The following is a 19902-nucleotide window of genomic DNA, read 5'->3' as shown; positions in this document are numbered from 1 at the left end:
TCACACCCCCAATTGCGGATTGACGTTGCTGACGTTGAACACCTGCGCCGCGTACTGCAGGAACGAGGCGTCTTCGCAGACGTTCTTGATCGGGTCATCGGAGAATTTCACCACCGGCTCGCCATGCACCCGCACCAGTTTCATCACGATGCTCAGCGGTTCTACGCCGTCCACATCGCAGGCCAGGCTGGTGCCCATGCCGAAGCCGAATTTGGCCTTGCCCCGCACGTGCCGCAGGATCGGCAGGCATTTTTCGAAGTTCAGACCGTCGGAGAACATCAGGTCCTTGGTCATCGGGTCGATGCCCAGTGCCTTGTAGCGGGCCAGGACCTTGTCGGCCCACACGATGGGGTCACCGGAGTCCTGGCGTAAACCGTCGTACAGCTTGGCGAAGTACAGGTCGAAATCCTTGAGGAAAAAGTCGGTGCTGATGCAGTCGGTCAGGGCGATGCCCAACCGGCCACGGTATTCGCGCACCCAGTTTTCCAGCGCCGCGTTCTGGCTTTCCCGCAGCCGGCCCAGTTGCTGGTGCACCATCAGCCATTGGTGAGCCATGGTGCCGATCAGCGGCAAGTCGAATTCGTAGGCCAGGTGCGCGTTGCTGGTGCCGATGAACTGGCCGGGAAAGTCACGGCGCATGATGTCGACCACTTCGCGCTGCGCCTTGAACGACAGCCGGCGGCGGGTGGAGAAGTCCGAGACGCGCAGGTCGGCCAGTTCGTCGCGGGTGAGGTTTTTCTCCAGCCAGTCGAACTTCTGATAAAGCTTGCGGGTGATGTCTTCGAGGGTCACGTCGGGGTATTTGTCGCGGTTGCGCAGCTCGCTGACCAGGGCCAATACCGGCTGTTCGAACATGATGCAGTGCAGCATCGGGCCAACCACGCGGATGTTCAGTTGACCGTCGACTTCACTGACGTGGATGTAGCGCAGGTTGAAGCGGAACAGGCCCAGGAAACGCTCGAAATCCGGGGTCAGGTACTCACGGCGCTGGTTGAACAGAAAGCGCAGTTCGCCTTCGCGCATGTTGAGGCCGGCGAGTTTTTCCAGCTCGGCCCGCAGCTCGGGAATCAGGTGCCCGAGTTTCTCTTTGGAGCGGACGATGAACTGGTATTCCACATCGACATTCGGGTGCTGGTGCAGCACGGCCTGCATCATGGTGAAGGTGTAGTAGTCAGTGTCCAGCAAGCCCTGGATCACACTGTTTTCGTAGTCGTATGCACTTTCCATGAGGTACTCCTTAACGCGCGGCCATCGCGGCCAGTTCTTCCCGATTGCGGGTAATCACAACACCGACTTGTTGCAGATGGTTGACCGCCTGCACGCCGCCCTCCTCGCTGATGCCACGGCACGCCGGCAGGTGCAGGATCACTTCGAAGCCGGCCTTGAGCAGTTGCAAGGCGGTGGTCTTGACGCAGTAATCCAGGGCCAGGCCGCCGACGATCACCCGCTGGACGCCCTGGGCATTGAGGTATTCGATGACGCCGGTGGAGAGTTTGTCGTGGAGGTCGTGGTAGCAGGCGCCGTAGGGGTGCAGGTCGGGCTCGACGCCTTTCCAGATGAAGTAGTCGTAGTCATAGGGCGTGGGCAGTTCGTCCAGCAAGGTGAAGCCCTCGGTGCCCGGTACGCAGTGGGCGACCCAGGTGACGTCGGCATGCGCCAGCCCGGTGGGTTGCAGCATCTCGCTGTGGTGTTGCACCACCCAGGGCGCGTGCGGGGTGTGGGCATCCTTGCTGCCGACACGGCGACCGGCGAGGCTGGCCATGTAATTGAGCTCGGCGCCGATCTCGTCACCGCCGGCGACCGGCAATTCATTGGGGCACAGTGGCGTGAAGCTCTTCTGGGCGTCGACGTCGAATGAGGCGATAGCGTTTTTAGAGACGGTCATGTGCGTGTTCTCCTGTGGCCCGGACACAAAAGTACACGTCATGTACTTTCATAGCAAGAAACATTTAAATACCTATGCTGGATCGAGTACACGACATCGCCGTTTGATCCGTTAGACTGTGCCCTACCGCTGCCCACAGGACCCGACATGCCAGACCACGCCCCAACCCTTAGCGCTTACCTGCACACCGTCGACTTGTGCGTGCTGTTCTATTGCCGTGCCTCCGGGGAGTTGAAGATCTTGCTCAACCAGCGCGAAGCCGAGCCCTTCGCCGGGCACTGGGCGTTACCGGGCGTGGTAGTGAATGGCGGCGTGCAAGATCTGAGCCTTCAGGATGCCGTGGAGCGCTTGCGGGCCAGTGACAAAGTCGGACTGGCGCTGGCCTGGTATGAGCAAGTGGGGACGGTGGGCGATGCGTTTCGCGATCCGCGGTGCTGGTCGTCGTCAACCTATTACCTGGCGATTGTGGCTGACGAGGTGACGCTGGCTGGGCATCAGCGGTGGTTCTCGCTGGATGCGGTGGCCGCTGGCGCGGTCAAGTTGCCGTTCGATCACAACGGGATTGTGGCGGCGGTACAGGAAAGGCTGTTTTCCAAGTCGCTGTACAGCAGCTTGCCGTTGATGTTTTTGGGCAATGAGTTCAGTGCACCGGAAGCGACCACGATCTTTTCGCTGGTGCTGGCGCGGCCGGTGCTGAAGACCAGTATTCGCCAGCGGTTGCTGAAGTTGACTGAGGCCGGCTTTTTGCGGGAGACGGGGCGCAAGAAGCATGGCGAGGGCGGACGGCCGCAGGCGACAGTGGAGAACCTGAAGCCTGGGGCGGTGTACTTTTTTGATCGCAGCTTTGCCGAATAAGACCAAGCACCCTTCCCTGGGCAATGCAGATCCACTGTGGGAGCGGGCTTGCTCGCGAATGCGGAGTGTCAGTCGCCGGATAGGTTGACTGATACACCGCTTTCGCGAGCAAGCCCGCTCCCACATTTTTTGATCTGCGGTGGTTCAAGGAGATGCGCCCTGCTCAATTCATCCAGTTGCCGCCGTCGACGTTATAGGTCTGTGCCACCACATAGTCGGCATCTTTCGAGGCCAGAAAAACCGCCATCCCGGTCAAATCCTCCGCCGTGCCCATCCGCCCAAACGGCACCTCGGCCCCCACGCGTTTTTTCTTCTCGCCCAGCGGCAGCCCTTCGTGTTTGGCAAACATCGCGTCCACCCCGTCCCAATGCTCACCATCCACCACACCCGGCGCGATGGCGTTCACGTTGATCCCCTGCTTGATCAAGTTCAGCCCCGCCGACTGCGTGAGGCTGATCACCGCCGCCTTGGTCGCGCAGTACACCGCCACCAACGCTTCACCCCGACGCCCGGCCTGGCTGGCCATGTTGATGATCTTGCCGCCATGGCCCTGTTTGATCATCTGCCTGGCCGCCGCTTGCAAGGTAAACAGCGTACCGGCGACGTTGATCGAGAACAGCCGGTCGAAGCTGTCGCGGGTGATATCGGTGATGGGGGCCAAGTCGAACAAGGCGGCGTTGTTGATCAGGATGTCGAGCTTGCCGGCCTGCGCCACCACGGCGGCGATCGCGGCGTCAATGGACGCCTGGTCGGTGACATCCATCGCCACCGCGTAGGCTTTCGGGCCCAACTCCGTGGCGGTGGCCCGGGCCCGTTCCAGGTTGATATCGGCGATGGCGACGGTGGCACCTTCATTGATGTAGGCCTGAGCAAACGCCCGCCCAATGCCTCGGGCGCTGCCGGTGACCAGCGCGCTTTTACCTTCCAGTCGTTTCATGAATGCAGTGTCCCTAAGGTGATTATTTCGGGTAGCCGGCGCGTTTCATTTCGCGCATCGTGGTGGACTGCGCCTCGGCCAGTGCCTTGTCGACGGTCATGCCGCCGGTGAGCGCCGCCGAAAACAGCTTGCCCACCGAGGTGCCGATGGCCTGGAACTCGGGGATCGTCACGTATTGGATGCCCACGTACGGCACGGGTTTGGCCGACGGGTGCGCCGGGTCGGCGTATTGCATCATCTGCAAGGTCACCTTGGCAAAAGGCGCAGCGGCCAGGTACGCCGCGTTGTAGGTGGACTGGCGCGTGCCCGGCGGTACGTTGGTGATGCCCTCCTTGTCCGCCACCAGCTGGATGTATTCCTTGGAAGTGGCCCAGGTGATGAAGGCTTTGGCGGCGTCCTTGTGCTTGGAGGTAGCCGGGATCGCCAGGGACCAGGCGTACAGCCACGACGACCCCTTGTCGGTGACCTCGGTCGGCGCGGCAGCAAAGCCCACGCTGTCGGCGACTTTGCTTTGGGTTTTGTCGGTGGTGAAGGAGCCGGCGACACTGGCGTCGACCCAGATCGCGCATTTACCGCTGTTGAACAGCGCCAGGGTTTCGTTGAAACCGTTGCTGGAAACCCCCGGCGGGCCGTAGTTTTTCAGGGTGCTGACGTAGAAGTTTGCCGCCGCAGTCCATTCCGGGCTCGTCAGCTCGGGTTTCCATTGCTCGTCAAACCAGCGCGCACCAAAGGCGTTGGCCATGGTGCTCAGCAGCGCGACGTTTTCACCCCAGCCGGCCTTGCCCCGCAGGCACATGCCGTATTGGTCCTTGGCGGGCTGGTGTAGCTTGGCGGCGAACTCGCCCAATTGGGTCCAGGTTGGATGTTCCGGCATCGTCAGGCCGGCCTGCTTGAACAGGTCGGTGCGGTAATAAGTGACGGTGCTTTCACCATAGAACGGCAAGGCGTAGAGGGTGTTGTTCACCGACAGGCCCTGGCGCACTGCGGGGAAGATGTCTTCCACGTCGTAATCGGCGGGCAGCGGCGTGATCGGTTCCAGCCAGTGCTTGGCGCCCCACAACGGGGTTTCATAGGTGCCGATGGTCAGCACGTCGAATTGGCCGCCCTGGGTCGCGATGTCGGTGGTGAGGCGCTGGCGCAGCACATTTTCTTCGAGCACCACCCAGTTGAGCTTCACCTCGGGGTGCTGCTGTTCGAACACCTTGGACAGGCGTTGCATGCGGATCATGTCACTGTTGTTGACCGTGGCGATGGTCACGGTGTCGGCAGCATGGGCGGCCATCGCGAGTGTGAGGCCGGAGAGCAGGAACAGCGCTTTCGGAATCTTGAACATGGCGGTTTCCACTTATTGTTTTTGTTGTTGACGGCCCGATTACAGCAGCTTGCCCAGGGCCGGACAAACGACTGGCGGATGCCCGGCTGATACTTTTTTAACCGCATCGCGAAGATCAAAAAAGTATCAGTAGCGGGCAAAACCCGGGGTAGCGGCTACTTGGACAAAGGGCGTATTTTGGTGCCATTCCAAAAAGCCCAGAAGGGCCAAGCCCATGCCCGCAAGCCGATCCGCCCTTTTCGAGCAACGCCCCGCCGAGCTGGAAGTGATTCTGGCCGAGCCCGAGCATGGCTTTCGCTGGTACGAACATGACTATCCGTTCGAACTCGCCCGCTGGAACCATCACCCCGAATTCGAAATCCACCTGATCCGCCAAGGCAGCGGAAAGCTGGTGGCGGGCGACTATATCGGCGCATTTTGCGCCGGCCATGTGGCGCTGATCGGCCCCGACCTGCCCCACGACTGGATCGGTGACCTCGCCCCGGGCGAGTACCTGACAGGGCGCGATGTGGTGTTGCAGTTCGACGGTGCCGCGCTGCTGGCCCTGCGCACAACGCTGCCTGAGCTGGGCGACCTGCAAGGCCTGTTTGACCGGGCCCGGCGCGGCCTGGAGTTCACCGGCGAGACGGCACTTAAGGCCGCGCAACTGCTGGAATCCATCGGCTCGGCCCAAGGGCTTGCGCGTCTGATTCTGTTCATCCAGCTGCTGCACACCTTGATGCAGGCGCCCTCCGCGGAAGCCCATTGCCTGGCCAGTGCCTGTTATACGCCAAGCCTGGACGCCCGCAGTTCGGAGCGCATTCACAAGGCTTTCGACTACCTGATGACGGAATTGACCGGCGACCTGCGGCTGTCGGTGATCGCCCAACGGCTGGACATGAGCGAGCCGGGCTTCTCGCGGTTCTTCAAGCGCGTCACCGGCCACGGCTTTATCGACCTGATGCGCAAGTTCCGGGTGCAGCGCGCCTGCCGACTGTTGCTGCAAAGTGAAATGTCAGTGGCTGATATCTGCTTTGAAGTGGGCTACGCCAACCTCTCCAACTTCAACCGGCACTTTCGCATCGAGATGAACCAGACCCCCAGCGAGTATCGCAGGGAGACGGCGATGTACCTGTTCAACCGCAACGGTGATCAGGCGCTGCCGTTTACCAAGGCGCACTGAGCCAGGCGCGCCACTTCCAGCTCCCTATCGGCTCGGTGCCGCTGGTCATCCTCCAGAAACCACGCCGCGGACAAGCCGGCGTGCGCCACCACCCATTGCAACAGGCGCTGGCGCTCCAGGCCCGCGGCCCCGGCGATGATCTCGACCTGGCGTGCAAATCGCGCCGGATCGGTGCAAGTGGGCAAATCCGGATTGCAGATCAAATTCGCGTAGTCATAGCCACGCTCGCCGGTCACCCGCTTGGGATCAATCGCCAGCCAGCCCCGGGGGCCGAAATCGAGGATGTTGTCGTGGTGCACATCACCGTGCAGCACCACCGGGTCTTGAGGTGAAGCCAGCAGGGTGCGGGCCGTGGAGGCACACTCGCGTATCCGCCCGCCTTTGCCCTCAGCGGCGAGCCACAGGGAGCGGAACCAGTGCTCCAATGAGTGCAAGCCCGCCGGTGGCGACGGGCGCGGCGCATGCAACAACGCCACGGTGGCGCAGGCAATGCGGCTGGCTTCATCGTCCTGGCCATTGAGGGCCATGTGCATCAGTGAACCCGCGCCGGTTGCACGCTCCATCACCACGGCATCGCCATCATGGAAAAACACGCGGGCGGCGCCCTTGCCGGCCCACCAGGTCATCAACTCGCCGCCGAGCTTTTCCTCGGGCTCGCGGGCGATCTTGAGCATCGCCGGCTGCCCGTCCCAGCGCACCGGCAGCAGGTCGCTGCCGGGGGTGATGATGGCGTCACCCTCGGGTGTCAGGTTCCAGCGGTTCAAATAGTGATCGAACATCGGACGACTCCCAGTGCGAGGTCCTGCAGGATGCCACACACGCCTTTACCCGGTCCGTTACGTTTCTGACCAAAAGGCCGACTAAATCGCACTTTTCTCAATTCCTTCATGCAATTGACACAAATTGGTACAACCTGTGCAAACGTTTGCGGAACGAACTTGGCCACCAGGTTCACCTCATCCCGAAGAATCGGGCCACAACCGCGTAAGAACAGGGATTTTCAATGCAACCCACTTCCAGACGGCCCGCGTCGGCCACCCCTTTTGCTGTTTCCCTGCTACTGGCTGCCGTTACGGGAGTACTCAGTGCACCCATTTTGGCGCAGGAAAAACCCTCCGATGACTCAGCACAGGGCGAAACCCTGGCCCCGGAAGCCAGCCCTTCCAAAAAAGGCGTGTACCTGTCGGACTGGTTCAACCAGGACCTGACGGTAATCGGCAGCAAAGACATCAGCTTCGGCCCCAAACCCGCCGATGACGTGTACCTGGAGTACGAATACTTCGGCCGCAAGGGCCCGTTCGAACTGTATGGCTACGTCGACATCCCGAAGATCTTCGGCATCGGCAACAGCAATGACAAAGGCGCGTGGGACCACGGCTCCCCAGTGTTCATGGAGCACGAGCCGCGTATCTCCATTGACTACCTGGCGGGCCGCAGCCTGGCCATCGGGCCGTTCAAAGAGTGGTATGTGGCGTTTGACTGGATCTACGACCACGGCAGCAACAAGGCCAACCGCGCCAACACCTTGTACAGCGGCCTCGGCACCGACATCGAGACCCACTCGCGGGTCAACCTGTCGGCCAACTTCTACGGCCGTTACCAGTGGGAAAACTACGGCGCCAGCAACGAGTATTCGTGGGACGGCTACCGTGCGCAGATGAAATACATCGTGCCCATCGGCAGCTTCGACAATGGTGCGTCGCTGACCTATATCGGCTTCACCAACTACGATTTCGGCTCGGACCTGCATAAAGACAACCCTGCGCGCACCGCCAACTCCCTGGTTGCAACAAACGTGCTGTTGTATTCGTTCACTCACCTGCGTTTCACCCTGGTAGGCCGTTACTTCCACAATGGCGGCAACTGGGAAGACGGCAGCGAGCTGAACTTTGGCGACGGTAATTTCCGCGCCCGCTCCAACGGCTGGGGTTACTACGCCGGTGTGGGCTATCAATTCTGAGTGTGAACAAGGAGCAGTAGATGAAGACCTTTACCCGCCTTTCTATCGCCATCGGTCTGGCCGCCGGGGCGCTGTTGCCGCAGGTCGTGCTGGCCGATGCACAGGCCCCGATCAAGCCCAAGGTGATGCTGATCACCATGTTCGCCCCTGAGGCGCAGAACTGGATCGACCGCCTGGAGCTCAAGCAGGAAGTACGCGTGCCGGGCTTGTCGGCCGAGTATCCGGTGATTCGCTGCAACACCCAGGACGTGTGCCTGCTGGTCACCGGCATGGGCCAGACCAACGCCGCCGCCTCGACCCTGGCACTGGCGTTGTCGCCCAAGTTCGATCTGCGCCAGAGCTACTTCCTGATTGCCGGGATTGCCGGGATCAACCCGCACCACGGCACCATCGGCACCGCCGCGTGGGCGCATTACCTGGTGGAGTTCGGCACCCAATGGGAGCTGGATTCACGGGACGCGCCGAAGGATTGGCCGACCGGCTACATCGGCATCAATACCAAGGGGCCGAACGAGAAGCCGCCACTGGACTACAAGACCGAGGTGTTCGAACTCAATCCCAAGCTGCAAGCCAAGGCGTTTGCGCTGTCGCAGAAAGTCGAGCTCAGTGAAAGCAAGGAGTCCACGGCCTGGCGCAAACACTATCCCTACGCGCCGGCCAATCAACCGCCGCAGGTCACCCAGTGCGACACCCTGGCGGGCAATACCTGGTTCTCCGGGACGCGCCTGAGTGAGCGCGCCGAAGTCTGGACCAAGTTGCTGACGGACAATAAAGGCGTGTACTGCACCACCCAGCAGGAAGACAACTCCACCTATGAAGCGTTGCTGCGGGCCAGCCGTGAAGGGTTGGTGGACATCAAGCGCCTGGCGGTGGTGCGGGCCGGTTCCGACTTTGATCGGCCGTACCCGGGCTACAGTGAAGTGGACAACCTGTTGAAGTACGCAGACCAGGGCGGTTTCGTGCCGGCGCTGGAGAACCTGTACCGCACCGGCAATCCGCTGGTACAGGCGATTCTGAAGAACTGGTCGGCGTGGGAAAAAGGCGTTCCCGAAGCCTGAATAAAGATCAAATGTGGGAGCGGGCTTGCTCGCGAAAGCGGTGGATCAGTGCCGAATGTATTGGCTGACACACCGTATTCGCGAGCAAGCCCGCGCCCACACAAGCCCGCGTCCACAATGAGCGGGTCAGGGCAGGAAGATAATCTTGTCTGCACTGCCCTGATTCACGTCCTCAAAGCACTGCACACCTTCAGCCAGCGACACTTCCCGCAAACCGGTCGGCAGCGGCAGCAAATCCTCATCGAAGAACCGCCCGAATTGCTCCAGCATCACCGCGCACTGTTCGCAGTTGTAGAGCAACGAATTGATCCCCACCACCGAACCACCCTTGCGGTACAACGCCAGGGCCGGCAGTTGCACGTGCCCGTCAACCGGCGCGGCAATGATTGCGATGCGGCCAAAAGGTGCGAGTGCAGCCACCGCTGCCGGCAACCAGAAGCCGGTGGTGTCAAAGATCACATCGGCGCCCGTACCGAACAGCGCATTAACCTGCCCTCCCAGCGCCTCCGGCTGGCCCAGTAACAAGCCCTCGAACCCCTGCTCACGCAAGGCCTCGACCTGTTCCGGCCGACGCACCGCCCCGAGCACCTGGGCCCCACGAATTTTCGCCAGGGCCAAAGCCGCGCTGCCTACCGCCCCGTTGGCACCTATCACCAACAAGCGAGTGCCTTTGCCGACACCGCTGCGCTCAAGGGCATCCCACGCCGTGGTGTACGGTACGCCGAGGCTGGCAGCCTGGGCAAAGCTCAAATGGCTGGGTTTGTGCGCCACGCCCTTGGCCGACACGGTGAGGTACTGGGCGTGGGAACCGTCAGCGAAAAAGCCCAGGTCGCGACCGGTGCCCCAGACTTCCTGGCCGACCAGCTCCTGCGGACCTTCCACCACCACCCCGGCGAAGTCCCGCCCGGGAATGCGTGGCAAGGTGGTGTAGGGAAAACGCCCGAGCACGTTCTTCACGTCGCTGGGGTTCAACCCGGCGGCCTTAATCTGCACCAGGACTTCACCGGCCGCCGGCACCGGCGTGGCGACGTCGACGTAAGCAAGGGCAGCGAGATCGCCGGTGGCGGAAAATTGCAGTGCTTTCATGGCCAATATCCATCGAGGTTAAAAAGGGTTTCAGGACAACCAGGCGCTGACCATCTGCCGGCCCATGGGCCAGAGCTTCTCTCCCACCAACATGCCCATCAGCCCAACCAGGGCGATGGCAGGAGGCGCGGGCGAGCGAAAGTCCAGGGCACCGTAAATCACGCCGACCGACAGGCCGATGGCCAGGGAAATCAGGTAATTCATGGAACACTCCGCAGCAAGGGTTGATGCGGGCAGTGTAGGGAAGCCAAATCCGAAGCATCGGCCAACTGCTTCAGGATTTCGGCCAAGCCTCAGACGGGATACTGCGACGGCGCCATCCCCAGTTCGCGGCGAAACATGTCGCTGAAACTGCTCGGCGAATACCCCAGGGAACGGGCGATAGCGCTGACCGGCTGGCCCTGGATCAACTCGGCCACGGCGGTGGCCAACTGCACCTGGCGGCGCCACTCGGCAAAGCCCATACCCAGGCTGTTCTGAAACAGCCTGGCCAACGTACGCACGCTGGCACCGGCCGCTTCGGCATGCTGTTCAAAAGGAATATCCAGGGACGGTGACGCCATTACCGCCTGACAGGCACTCGTCAGGCGTCGGTCGGCACCCACGGGCAAGGCGACACGGATCGGCGAGCGCCGGGCCCGTTGCAGTTCCAGCAGGGCCAGGCCAGCCACGGCCTCGTAGTAGGCTTGGTCTCCCTGGTCGCCCTGCTCCACCAGCGCCACGATCAGTTCGCGAAGCAGCCCGCCGACCTCGATCACTTGCACCTGGCTGTCCAGGGTCGCTGCCAGCGCCGGGCGCAGGTAGATGTTGCGCATCTGCAAGTCCGACACCACGCGTATCCCGTGCTCGACACCCGGCGGCAGCCACACTGCACGCTGGGGCGGCACCACCAACGCTTCCTGGGGTGTCTCGACCCACATCACGCCGCTCATGGCATAGAGCAACTGGCCCCAATCGTGTTGATGGGGCTCGATGTACAACCCGCGCGGGTAAGTGCGCGCCAAAGGTTGCACGGGGACGGCGTGATCACTGAGGTCGGGCGGCGCGGCAAGGGCCATGGAGGGCACATCATTCAGGGCGGAGAGCCATGATAAGACCTGCGGTAGATAATCCGAGTGAATTTTTACCGCGTCAGGAGGGTCACTTGAAGACACAGGGAGGGTTAACGGGTCCATGACTAACGCAAAACTTTTCGTGATCGACTACACGCTGCATGGCCAGCCCAAGTCGTTCATCATCCGTCTGGAAAAACTCGACAACGCCGAAGCCTGGCATTGGGCAAGTTGCGATGCCGGCGTAGGCCGTATTGGGCGCTTTGCCCGGGAGCAGGTGAAGAAGACGAGCCAGCCCCAGGCCGAGAAATTCGGCATCGAAAACGTGCAGTGGCGCCGCTCGGATGCGCGCTCCACAGCCTGAAAACCGTCTGCAAACAGTAGCAGCGAGCTTGCTCGCGAAGGTCGTTAACGATAACGCGGGGTACCTGGTACCCCGCGTCGCTCTCAGGTTTTTCGCGAGCAAGCTCGCTCCTACGGGGGGCCAGCGTTAGCCGTGGGCGGACTTGGCGCATTCGCACCCGGTCGCCGAAGCACAAGGCTCACCATGGGCATGATGCTCGGCGCAGCCTTGGCAGCAATACCCCTTGCCATCCTTCATCACCGCGGTTTTCCCCAACTGGCAATTGCAGTGGGGGCAGGCGCATGTTTTCTCTTGCATGGTCAGACTCCTTTTTCGTGGTCGTCCAGGTGTGGCGAACGCCGGCACCTCAAGCAGTGACTATAGGCAATGATTCAAGGTTCAAAGGCCCCTCAGTCAGCCCGACGAGCGTTGCTGCGATACATGAACACCAGGGCCAGCGCCAGGCAGAGCATCGCCACGATCCGGCTGCCGGACAGTTCGATCGCCGGGTTGCCGAGCCAGCCAAAGTTGTCGATCAGCATGCCCATGCCCAACTGCCCAACAATCACCGCCACTGTCGCCACCGCCGTGCCGACAATCGGTACCGCGCCGACCATCACCATCATGTACACCACGCCGAATAACGCGCCGGTCAGTTGCCATTTCGGCACGTCCAGCAGGCTGACGGCGTGGGCTGGCTCGAAGAACAGAATCAGCAAGCCCGTACTGATCGCGCCCACCACAAAGGTCAGCAGACTGCTGCGCAATACACCCACCGCCTGCCCGAGACGGCCGTTGATGGCGGCCTGTACACTCAATACCGCCCCGGCGGCCACGACCAACACCAACAATAGAATCAGGTTCATCGCCTTAACCTCGCGCAATCAGAACAAGTGCCACCACAATCAACGCCAGTGCAATCCAGCGCTCAACGTTGACCCGCTTGCGGGCGGCACCGAACCAGCCGAAATGGTCGATCAACACGCTTTTGCCTACCTGCCCCGACAAGATCGCAATCATGGTCATCGCGATGCCGATATGTGGCGTAGCCAGGGTCAACACCACCACGTACATCGGCCCCAGGAAGCCGCCGATCAGTTGCCAGCGCGGCAGGTCGGTCAACGCCGGGCCCTTTTGCGGGCCGCTGAACAGCAACAGCAAAAACAGGATCGCCGAGCCGACGCCGAAGATACTCAAGGTCGCCCACAAGTGGCCGACCTGCACACCCAGCGGGCCCAGCAAGCCGGCCTCCACCGACAAGCCCATGCCGGCGAAAATCACCAGCGGCAATAGCAACAACCGAAGAAACGTCTTGGGCCTGGCCTGAGCCACACCCGCCACTGAAGAAGCCTGCATACATCACCTGCGCGTTAGAGAGAGGAACAATGGCGCGCATTATCCGGTGGCACTGCTGTGCGATAAATGGGAGCATGCCGACAACACCTTTGCGCAATTCGCACAGAACGGAGTCATGATGCAGGGCTTGAACGAACTGAGTTTCAAGGCGCTTCGCCTGTTTGTCGCGGTACTGGATTACGGCAGCTTCTCCGAAGTCGCACGCCGTGAAGGGCTGGCGCCCTCCTCCATTTCGCGGCAAATCCAGTTGATGGAGCAGGCCTTGGGCCAACAGTTGCTGTACCGCCATACGCGCGCGGTCAGCCCTACCGAAGCCGGCCGCCTGCTGGGGCATCATGCGCGGTTGATGCTGGAGCAACTGGAAGTCGCCGGCCAGGCATTGCAGGAACAGGAAAGCGAACCCAGTGGCCTGGTGCGTATCAATGCGCCGATGGTGTTTGGCCAGCGCCATCTATCGCCGTGGCTCGGGGAGTTGTGCCGGCGGTATCCGAAGCTGCAACTGGATATCCAGCAAACCGACACCTACGTCGACCCGTTGCAAGACGGCACCGACCTGCTGTTTCGCATTGGCGTGCTGAACGATTCCGGCATGCAGGCGCGAATCTTCGCCCCCCAGCGCTTTCGCCTAGCTGCCAGCCCTGGCTACCTGGAGCGTTTCGGTACGCCCCGGCATCCAGACGAACTGGTGAACCACCAGTGCCTGGCCTACAAGGGCGTCACCGGCCAACAACGCTGGTTCTTCCGCCGCGACCAGGACGACTGGACCCCCTACAGCGTCAAGGGGCCGATCACCGGCAACCACGCCGACACCCTGACCCACGCCGCCGAGCAGGGCCTGGGGCTGGTGGTGTTTCCATCCTGGTTGATCGGTGAAAGCCTGCGCGCCGGCACGCTGCAGGCGGTGCTGACCGACTATGAAGTGGCGACAACCCTGGAGCCGCAACAGATTGCGGCGCTGTGGCCGGGCAGTCGGCGGTTGTCGTTGAAGGTGCGGACGGTGATTGACTACTTCGTCGAGTGTTTTGGAACGGTGCCGTATTGGGACCGTTGATCAAAACAACCACTGCCCGATCAGCCACGCATTCGCCCCGCTGATCACCACAAACAAACCCCAAGCCAACAGCCGCGTTGGCAAACTGTTCACGAACGGCCCCATCAGGCGCTTGTCCCCCGTCATGCGGATCAGCGGATACAACGCAAATGGCAACTGCAGGCTCAACACCACCTGGCTGAGGATCAGCAGTTTGCCGATGGCATCGTCACCCATCAGCCACACCCCGAGAAACGCCGGGATCAGCGCCAGGCCGCGGGTGATCAAGCGCCGCTGCCAGCAGGGAATGCGCAGGTTGAGATAGCCTTCCATGATCACTTGCCCGGCAATGGTGCCGGTGAACGTGGAACTCTGGCCGGAAGCCAACAGCGCAATACCAAACAGCACACTGGCGAAGGCACCGCCCACCAGCGGGTCGAGCAGGTGGTAGGCGTCCTGGATTTCCACCACGTCGGTGTGGCCGGTCTGATGGAAAGCCGCAGCGGCCAGTACCAGGATCGCCGCATTCACCAGCAGCGCCAGTGCCAGTGAGCCAATGGTGTCGATACGCGCCAGTTTGACCGCATCCTGGCGGCTGGCCAGGTCCTTGCCGAACAGCCGGGTTTGCACGATGGAGCTGTGCAAGTACAGGTTATGGGGCATCACCGTGGCGCCCAATATGCCGATGGCCAGGTACAACGGTGCGGCGTCACTGATGGCCGACAGCGACGGGGTGAAACCACGGAACACGTCGGGCCAATAAGGCTTGATCAGCACCAGCTCGACAAAGAAACACACGCCGATGGTTGCCACCAGCGCCAGCATGATCGCTTCCAGTCGGCGGAAGCCGCGATTTTGCAGGGCCAGGATCAGCAACGTATCGAAGGCAGTGATGACAATCCCGGTGGTCAGCGACACCCCCAACAACAGGTGAAACGCCAGGGCGCAACCGAGGACTTCGGCGAGGTCGGTGGCGATGATCGAGATTTCCGCGAGGATCCACTGCACAAACGACGAGCGCCGGCTGTAACGCTCGCGGCTCAGTTGCGCGAGGTCTTTGCCGGTGGCGATGCCCAGCCGCGAGCACAGGCACTGCACCGCCATCCCCGCCAGGCTGGCCAGCAGCACCACGAACAACAGGTTGTAGCCGTAGCGCGAACCGGCCTCGATGGCCGTGGCCCAGTTGCCCGGGTCCATGTAGCCGATAGAGATCAGCAAGCCGGGGCCGGCGAACTTCAGCACGCGCTTGAAAAACGACGCACGGGGATCAACGACGATGGAGCCGGCGACTTCCGGCGGGCAGAACGGTGCAGTAGCGATTTTTGGCAGGCTGAATTTCACGCGGGGTACCAGGCTTTCACACAAGACGTGAACGCAGCTTATCAGTCAGACGCGACGGTACGCATCACCGTCTCCCGGGGCAGATCAAATGCCTCTACCACCTGGACCACCAGATCCATCTCCTGGTTCAGTGCCTCACGCTCCAGGCGCTCGCGAATCACCCCGATCACCAGCACCGCCAGGGTGGTGATGGAATACGCCGGCCCGGAAAACGCACGCACGCCGCTCACCAGCAGCATCGCCGCCGCCAGCGCCTGCCCTACCACGGGAATGGCCGTGGCCGCACCCCGGCGCAGGATAAACCCGGTCAACCCGGCCAGCGCGGTGCCGCTCAGGGCGGTGGTGGCTGAACGCCCGACATCGAAACGATTGAAAAAGCCCTGCTCCTTTTGCGCGGCAGCCTTCAGCTCCGCCTCGAACACCTGGCGATCGGCCTGGCTGAGTTTGTCCTTGTATTGCTCGATCAGCCGCTCGGCGATTTGCAGTTCCAGATCCGCCAGGGCCATTTTCTCGATCGGTTCATCAAACTTGATGCCGACCCGCTGCGCGACGTCCTGGGCGATTTCGCGATAGCTCACGCCGTGACCCCGGGCCAGGTTCATAAAGGTATCGCCGCCCATACGCTGCAGCTCGATGGCCAGCTTCAAGGGTTCGCGCACTGTGGCGTCGATCGAGGCACTGCGCTTTTGCGCCATCAGCTCGGCGAAGAACTTCAGCTCCTCCGGCCGCGCCTGCACCAGCAGCGGGAACAGGTCCACATCCTCTTCGGCAAAGCGCACTTCAGGGCTGCGCTGATCGGCGCGGATCATGCCCCGGCGCTCCTGCAGCAGGTCGGTGTACTGCACCACCGTCTTCAACTGCGGCCAGTAAGCGGCATGGTCGAAATTGGCCAGGTGCACATTGGCGACCTTGGCCTTGAGCGCGGGTGTCAGCGGGATGGCATAACGGCCGATGCAGCGCTCGGTGTCGGGCTTGAGCGCCAGCGCCCAATCCTTGCTCGAATGGCAGTTGATCACTCGTCCCTTGAGCGGCGCCGACACCAGGTCCCAAGGGCTGGACGTACAAATCGCGCCACCCATCAGCAACAGGTTGTTCAGCGGCAACTCACGCGCCACTTCGGGGCTCGCCAGCAGGCTCTTGACCAGGAGCCGCGCGCCCAGGGAATGGCCGATCAGGTTGATCTGCCGCACCTTGATCGACTCGCCGTGCAGGTAGTTGGCCAACTCGGGCAGCAGACTTTTGGCGACCTCATCCACCCGCGCCTCGACGCTTTTGTAGTGGTCGAGGAAATAGGCAATCGCCTTGCCCACCCCGATAGTCGCCGCACCCAGGGCGCCACCGCCGAGCATCGAAGCAATCACATCCTTGAACGGTGCAAACAGGTTTTCCAGGAAGTGCCCCGCCGGCCAGAAAAGCATCAGGTTGGTCGAGCCTTCGATGGTTGCCAGTTGCTGCGAGAAATTGCCCAGTTGCTGTTGGCTGAAGAACGCCGAATAACCATGGACATAGAGATTGAGCACATCCCCCTGGGGCTCGCCACACAACACAAACGTGGGCTTGCGGGTACGGTGCATTTCATCCCACTGGTGTTGCATGTGGCGGTGACTCCTGGTGACGACGGAGGGCGATAGTATCAAAGCACTGCCGGGGTAAATGTGAAAAACTGCCCGCCCGGGCAGCAAGCGCCCTCAATGCACCATGGAGTGGTTCCTTTGAAACGCTACGTTTTCTATTCTCTGCTGGCCCTTCTGGCCGGATGCAGCACCGGCCCCTATTTGCACCCTGAATCCAGCGTTGGCCAAAACGCCGTGCTCTATCGCACCTGCCCGGGCCCAAAGGCGGCTATCAGCTTCGCTCCACTCTCTGCGGAACTCAAAGGGGTGCACGTATTAGTGTATGTCGCCTCGCCTAAGGCGACGGACGGCTCAACCAGCACCGAATTGCGCCTGTTCGGCCGACTGTACCCCTCGGCCAGGAAAGCTGACACGCCTTTGTGGGTCAGCGCCGCGTCGCCACTGGTCACCGTGCAACTGGCGTCGGGCAAAACCTATCAGCTCAGCATCAAACCACTTGAAGCCGGCTTTGATCCCCGGGTGCGTTACAGCAGCGAGGAACCGGGTACGCGTTTGGGGCAAGGCGATATGGACGATTTCACCCTGACATTTCCCGATATCTTCGTGAACGGTGAAAAAGTCCCCATGGCACCCATCCACTTCAAAAAACGTGAAGAGCGCTACGCACCGGTCTTTAACTGCTAGGTGCATATTGTGCACAGCCATGGACAGTGATGACATAAACCAGGGATTTTGTTCACGGATTCAGTCCACTACAGTCACCGGGTAGTCAATTGAAGCCGAGGAACACCATGAGCAAGCCCGAATTTTTCATCACGCCCGGTTACGGAGACATTGCCCGCGAAACCCTGCATTACGCCCAAGCGGTAAAAGTGGGTAACCGCGTCGAAACCTCGGGCCAGGGCGGCTGGGATGACCAGTTTCAAATCCCCGAATCCCTCACCGACGAGATCGCCCTGGCCTTTCACAACCTGGATCGCACCCTGGCAGAAGCGGGTGCCGGCTGGGAGCATGTGATTCACGTCAACTCCTACCACGTGGGCGGTTTTCCTCCCGAGGTGAACGAGCAGATGGTCAAGTGGTACCGCCATTACATGCCCAATCACGCACCGATCTGGACCGAACTGGGGGTGGAAGCCCTGGGACTGCCTGCGATGCGTATTGAAATCCGCGTGACGGCAATTATTGCCTGACGCCGAACCGCTCAATCACCCAGTCGATAAACACCTTCAGCCGCGCGTTCTGATGTCGATTGGGGGGGGTAGATGATGTGCAACGGGGTGGCGGGCCGAGTCCAGTCCGCCAGCACCGGGACGAGTTGGCCAGTCTCGACGTAGTAGTCAACGATGGACTTGAAATGCTGCCCGACGCCCAGGCCAGCGAGCAGCATTTCCTTGAGGCCGTTGCCTTCGTTGGTCGAAAAGGCGCATTGGCCTACCTCGTACCGAGTCGTGCCTTGCTCGAAAATCAATGGTTCCGGCTTGCCCGATCCGGCAAAAAAATAGCCGGCCTTGAGGTGGTTTTTTTCGAGGTCTTCGGGAGACTCGGGCGTACCCATGCGTTCCAGGTAGCCCGGTGCAGCGCAAGTGACATATTCCAGGTCCGCAACCTTGCGGCCGATCATGGCCATGTCATCCAGCTTGCCAACCCGCAGCACGCAATCCACACCCTCCCCCACAATATTCACGGCGCGGTCGCTGATGCCCAGGGCGATGGTGATGTCGGGATACTCGCGATGAAAATCCACCAGCGCAGGAATCAACAGGCAATTGGCAAAGGACGCCGGCGCATCCACCTTCAGGTGACCACTGGGCTTGAGCTTCTGCCCGCGCAGGGCATTGTCCAGTTCATCCAGCTCGGCCACCAGGCACAGCGCGTGGTTGTAGTACGCCAACCCTTCTGGCGTCGCCGCCAGCGCACGGGTGGTGCGGTGCATCAGCTTGACGCCAAGGTGCTTCTCCAGGTCGGTGATGAGTTTGCTGACGGTGGAGCGCGGCAGTGCCAGCTGGTCGGAGGCGCGGCTGAAGGAGCCGGTTTCGACGACACGGACGAAGGCACGCATGGCGAGGAGTTGGTTCATGGTGATGGCCGATAGGGCGAGAATGCCAAGTATTGTCTATAAATCTGCACAATGGCGACAGGTATTCCAGATAACAAAAAGCCCGGCACATGGCCGGGCGCTGACGGAAAAAATGACTCAGTTGGCAAAGTTTTCGATCTTTACCTGGCCATCAGGAAACGTGGCGACAATCTCCAGTTCCCCTCCCATGGCGCGAATGTAGTTACGCAGCGTGCTGATATACATGTCGGTGCGACGCTCCATTTTGGACACTGCCGCCTGGTTGATATTCAGCGCCTTGGCCAACGTGTCCTGGCTCATCTGTTGCGCCTTGCGCAGTTCATGCAGAGGCATTTCTTTCAGGTGCTGCTGGAGGATGCGCTCTGCATCGGCCCGAGCTTGCGGTGTCATGCCAGCTTGAAGCTCACTGAATTTTTTAGCCATGGTGACGGCCCTCTTTACGCAGTGTTTCCAAATGTTCGTCATACAACGTCTCAGCCAGCGGGACGTATTCGTCATACCAGCGGCCTCGTCCTGTTTTGTCCCCGCCTATCAGCAATAAGGCACACCGGCGTGGATCAAATGCGTACAGCACCCGATAAGGTCGCCCCGCGTGCTGTATCCGCAGTTCTCGCAGGTTGCCATGCCGCGACCCCTTGATATCACTGCTGTGGGGAAACCCCAGGCCTGGCCCCAAAAGGCCCAGCAACTCCACGCTGGCCGATACCGAGGATTGCTCCTTCGTATCCAGATCGCCCCACCAGCCTCCAAACTAGTCCGTATATTCAACGTCCCAACTCATGTAAATATGCCGTCTATGGAATATAAACTCAAGTGCATAACTGTAGAAGCCTGAGGGGCGCACAGCCTC

24 protein-coding genes are annotated in these 19902 nt (G+C 61.1%); 8 read left to right on the top strand and 16 right to left on the bottom strand.

The window, feature by feature from the left end; genetic code table 11:
- Complete coding sequence (gene pncB / locus ACA046_RS13435; protein WP_497676744.1) at positions 1–1227, bottom strand: nicotinate phosphoribosyltransferase; 1227 nt, start codon at positions 1225–1227, stop codon at positions 1–3.
- A gap of 10 nt (positions 1228–1237) precedes the next feature.
- A complete protein-coding gene (locus ACA046_RS13430; protein WP_459028391.1) occupies positions 1238–1885 on the bottom strand; it encodes a nicotinamidase in 648 nt (215 codons plus the stop codon).
- 147 nt (positions 1886–2032) lie between these two features.
- Here ACA046_RS13430 and ACA046_RS13425 point away from each other — a divergent pair, with 147 nt between their 5' ends.
- Positions 2033–2740 (top strand): NUDIX hydrolase, encoded by a 708-nt coding sequence (locus ACA046_RS13425; RefSeq protein WP_445575317.1) that lies wholly within the window; start codon positions 2033–2035, stop codon positions 2738–2740.
- A 163-nt stretch (positions 2741–2903) separates the two neighbouring features.
- On the opposite strand, the gene ACA046_RS13420 is transcribed toward ACA046_RS13425, so the two are convergent.
- Together ACA046_RS13420 and ACA046_RS13415 are read right to left on the bottom strand one after the other, a co-directional pair.
- Positions 2904–3677 (bottom strand): L-iditol 2-dehydrogenase, encoded by a 774-nt coding sequence (locus ACA046_RS13420; protein ID WP_459028387.1) that lies wholly within the window; start codon positions 3675–3677, stop codon positions 2904–2906.
- Positions 3678–3699: 22 nt separating this feature from the next.
- On the bottom strand, positions 3700–4959 hold the full coding sequence (locus ACA046_RS13415; RefSeq protein ID WP_497677078.1) for an ABC transporter substrate-binding protein: 1260 nt from the start codon (positions 4957–4959) through the stop codon (positions 3700–3702).
- A gap of 265 nt (positions 4960–5224) precedes the next feature.
- Here ACA046_RS13415 and ACA046_RS13410 point away from each other — a divergent pair, with 265 nt between their 5' ends.
- On the top strand, positions 5225–6172 hold the full coding sequence (locus ACA046_RS13410) for a cupin domain-containing protein (RefSeq protein ID WP_497676743.1): 948 nt from the start codon (positions 5225–5227) through the stop codon (positions 6170–6172).
- On the opposite strand, the gene ACA046_RS13405 is transcribed toward ACA046_RS13410, so the two are convergent.
- A complete protein-coding gene (locus tag ACA046_RS13405) occupies positions 6142–6951 on the bottom strand; it encodes an aminoglycoside phosphotransferase family protein (RefSeq protein ID WP_497676742.1) in 810 nt (269 codons plus the stop codon). The genes ACA046_RS13410 and ACA046_RS13405 overlap by 31 nt on opposite strands.
- A gap of 224 nt (positions 6952–7175) precedes the next feature.
- Between ACA046_RS13405 and ACA046_RS13400 the strand changes: the two genes are divergently transcribed.
- Both ACA046_RS13400 and ACA046_RS13395 read left to right on the top strand, forming a co-directional pair.
- Positions 7176–8132: a nucleoside-specific channel-forming protein Tsx gene (locus ACA046_RS13400; RefSeq protein ID WP_167663875.1), complete on the top strand. Its 957-nt coding sequence runs from the start codon at positions 7176–7178 to the stop codon at positions 8130–8132.
- Positions 8133–8152: 20 nt separating this feature from the next.
- Positions 8153–9190, top strand: a complete 1038-nt coding sequence (locus ACA046_RS13395; RefSeq protein WP_497676741.1) for a purine-nucleoside phosphorylase — start codon at positions 8153–8155, stop codon at positions 9188–9190.
- 126 nt (positions 9191–9316) lie between these two features.
- Here ACA046_RS13395 and ACA046_RS13390 read toward each other — a convergent pair whose 3' ends face one another.
- The 3 genes from ACA046_RS13390 to ACA046_RS13380 all read right to left on the bottom strand — a co-directional run bounded on the left by ACA046_RS13390 (position 9317) and on the right by ACA046_RS13380 (position 11334).
- Positions 9317–10276 (bottom strand): quinone oxidoreductase family protein, encoded by a 960-nt coding sequence (locus ACA046_RS13390; RefSeq protein WP_497676740.1) that lies wholly within the window; start codon positions 10274–10276, stop codon positions 9317–9319.
- 30 nt (positions 10277–10306) lie between these two features.
- On the bottom strand, positions 10307–10480 hold the full coding sequence (locus ACA046_RS13385; RefSeq protein ID WP_497676739.1) for a DUF1427 family protein: 174 nt from the start codon (positions 10478–10480) through the stop codon (positions 10307–10309).
- Positions 10481–10569: 89 nt separating this feature from the next.
- Positions 10570–11334: an AraC family transcriptional regulator gene (locus ACA046_RS13380; protein ID WP_497676738.1), complete on the bottom strand. Its 765-nt coding sequence runs from the start codon at positions 11332–11334 to the stop codon at positions 10570–10572.
- A 115-nt stretch (positions 11335–11449) separates the two neighbouring features.
- Here ACA046_RS13380 and ACA046_RS13375 point away from each other — a divergent pair, with 115 nt between their 5' ends.
- On the top strand, positions 11450–11692 hold the full coding sequence (locus ACA046_RS13375) for a DUF6555 family protein (protein WP_076016273.1): 243 nt from the start codon (positions 11450–11452) through the stop codon (positions 11690–11692).
- 126 nt (positions 11693–11818) lie between these two features.
- On the opposite strand, the gene ACA046_RS13370 is transcribed toward ACA046_RS13375, so the two are convergent.
- From ACA046_RS13370 to ACA046_RS13360, 3 genes are all read right to left on the bottom strand, one after another.
- Positions 11819–11989, bottom strand: a complete 171-nt coding sequence (locus ACA046_RS13370) for a metallothionein (RefSeq protein WP_076016274.1) — start codon at positions 11987–11989, stop codon at positions 11819–11821.
- A 92-nt stretch (positions 11990–12081) separates the two neighbouring features.
- Positions 12082–12537 (bottom strand): DMT family transporter, encoded by a 456-nt coding sequence (locus ACA046_RS13365; protein WP_003208100.1) that lies wholly within the window; start codon positions 12535–12537, stop codon positions 12082–12084.
- Positions 12538–12541: 4 nt separating this feature from the next.
- Complete coding sequence (locus tag ACA046_RS13360) at positions 12542–13027, bottom strand: DMT family transporter (protein WP_497676737.1); 486 nt, start codon at positions 13025–13027, stop codon at positions 12542–12544.
- Positions 13028–13145: 118 nt separating this feature from the next.
- On the opposite strand from ACA046_RS13360, the gene ACA046_RS13355 reads away from it, so the two are divergent.
- A complete protein-coding gene (locus tag ACA046_RS13355) occupies positions 13146–14078 on the top strand; it encodes a LysR family transcriptional regulator (protein ID WP_459029264.1) in 933 nt (310 codons plus the stop codon).
- Here ACA046_RS13355 and ACA046_RS13350 read toward each other — a convergent pair whose 3' ends face one another.
- Both ACA046_RS13350 and ACA046_RS13345 read right to left on the bottom strand, forming a co-directional pair.
- A complete protein-coding gene (locus ACA046_RS13350) occupies positions 14079–15398 on the bottom strand; it encodes an Nramp family divalent metal transporter (RefSeq protein WP_497676736.1) in 1320 nt (439 codons plus the stop codon).
- A gap of 41 nt (positions 15399–15439) precedes the next feature.
- On the bottom strand, positions 15440–16993 hold the full coding sequence (locus ACA046_RS13345) for a DUF726 domain-containing protein (RefSeq protein WP_497676735.1): 1554 nt from the start codon (positions 16991–16993) through the stop codon (positions 15440–15442).
- A gap of 117 nt (positions 16994–17110) precedes the next feature.
- Here ACA046_RS13345 and ACA046_RS13340 point away from each other — a divergent pair, with 117 nt between their 5' ends.
- Positions 17111–17656 carry a hypothetical protein gene (locus ACA046_RS13340; RefSeq protein WP_459028367.1) on the top strand — a complete coding sequence of 182 codons (546 nt, stop codon included), beginning with the start codon at positions 17111–17113 and terminating at the stop codon, positions 17654–17656.
- 107 nt (positions 17657–17763) lie between these two features.
- Entirely contained in the window at positions 17764–18165 is a 402-nt protein-coding gene (locus tag ACA046_RS13335) for a RidA family protein (protein ID WP_076016281.1), read from the top strand.
- An 11-nt stretch (positions 18166–18176) separates the two neighbouring features.
- Here the strand turns inward: ACA046_RS13335 and ACA046_RS13330 are convergent, their stop codons facing one another.
- The 3 genes from ACA046_RS13330 to ACA046_RS13320 form a co-directional block, all read right to left on the bottom strand.
- A complete protein-coding gene (locus tag ACA046_RS13330; protein ID WP_497676734.1) occupies positions 18177–19052 on the bottom strand; it encodes a LysR substrate-binding domain-containing protein in 876 nt (291 codons plus the stop codon).
- Between the two features lie 117 nt (positions 19053–19169).
- The gene (locus ACA046_RS13325) at positions 19170–19475 is read right to left on the bottom strand and encodes an XRE family transcriptional regulator (protein WP_076016282.1); all 306 of its coding nucleotides are present in this window, start codon (positions 19473–19475) and stop codon (positions 19170–19172) included.
- Positions 19468–19782 (bottom strand): type II toxin-antitoxin system RelE/ParE family toxin, encoded by a 315-nt coding sequence (locus ACA046_RS13320; RefSeq protein ID WP_459029262.1) that lies wholly within the window; start codon positions 19780–19782, stop codon positions 19468–19470. Before ACA046_RS13320 ends, ACA046_RS13325 begins: the two co-directional genes overlap by 8 nt.
- Positions 19783–19902 lie beyond the last annotated feature (120 nt).

The organism is Pseudomonas sp. LBUM1641, from assembly GCF_059716235.1.
The sequence above is the reverse complement of the archived record's forward strand: the minus strand, read 5'-3'. Positions and strand labels throughout refer to the sequence as shown.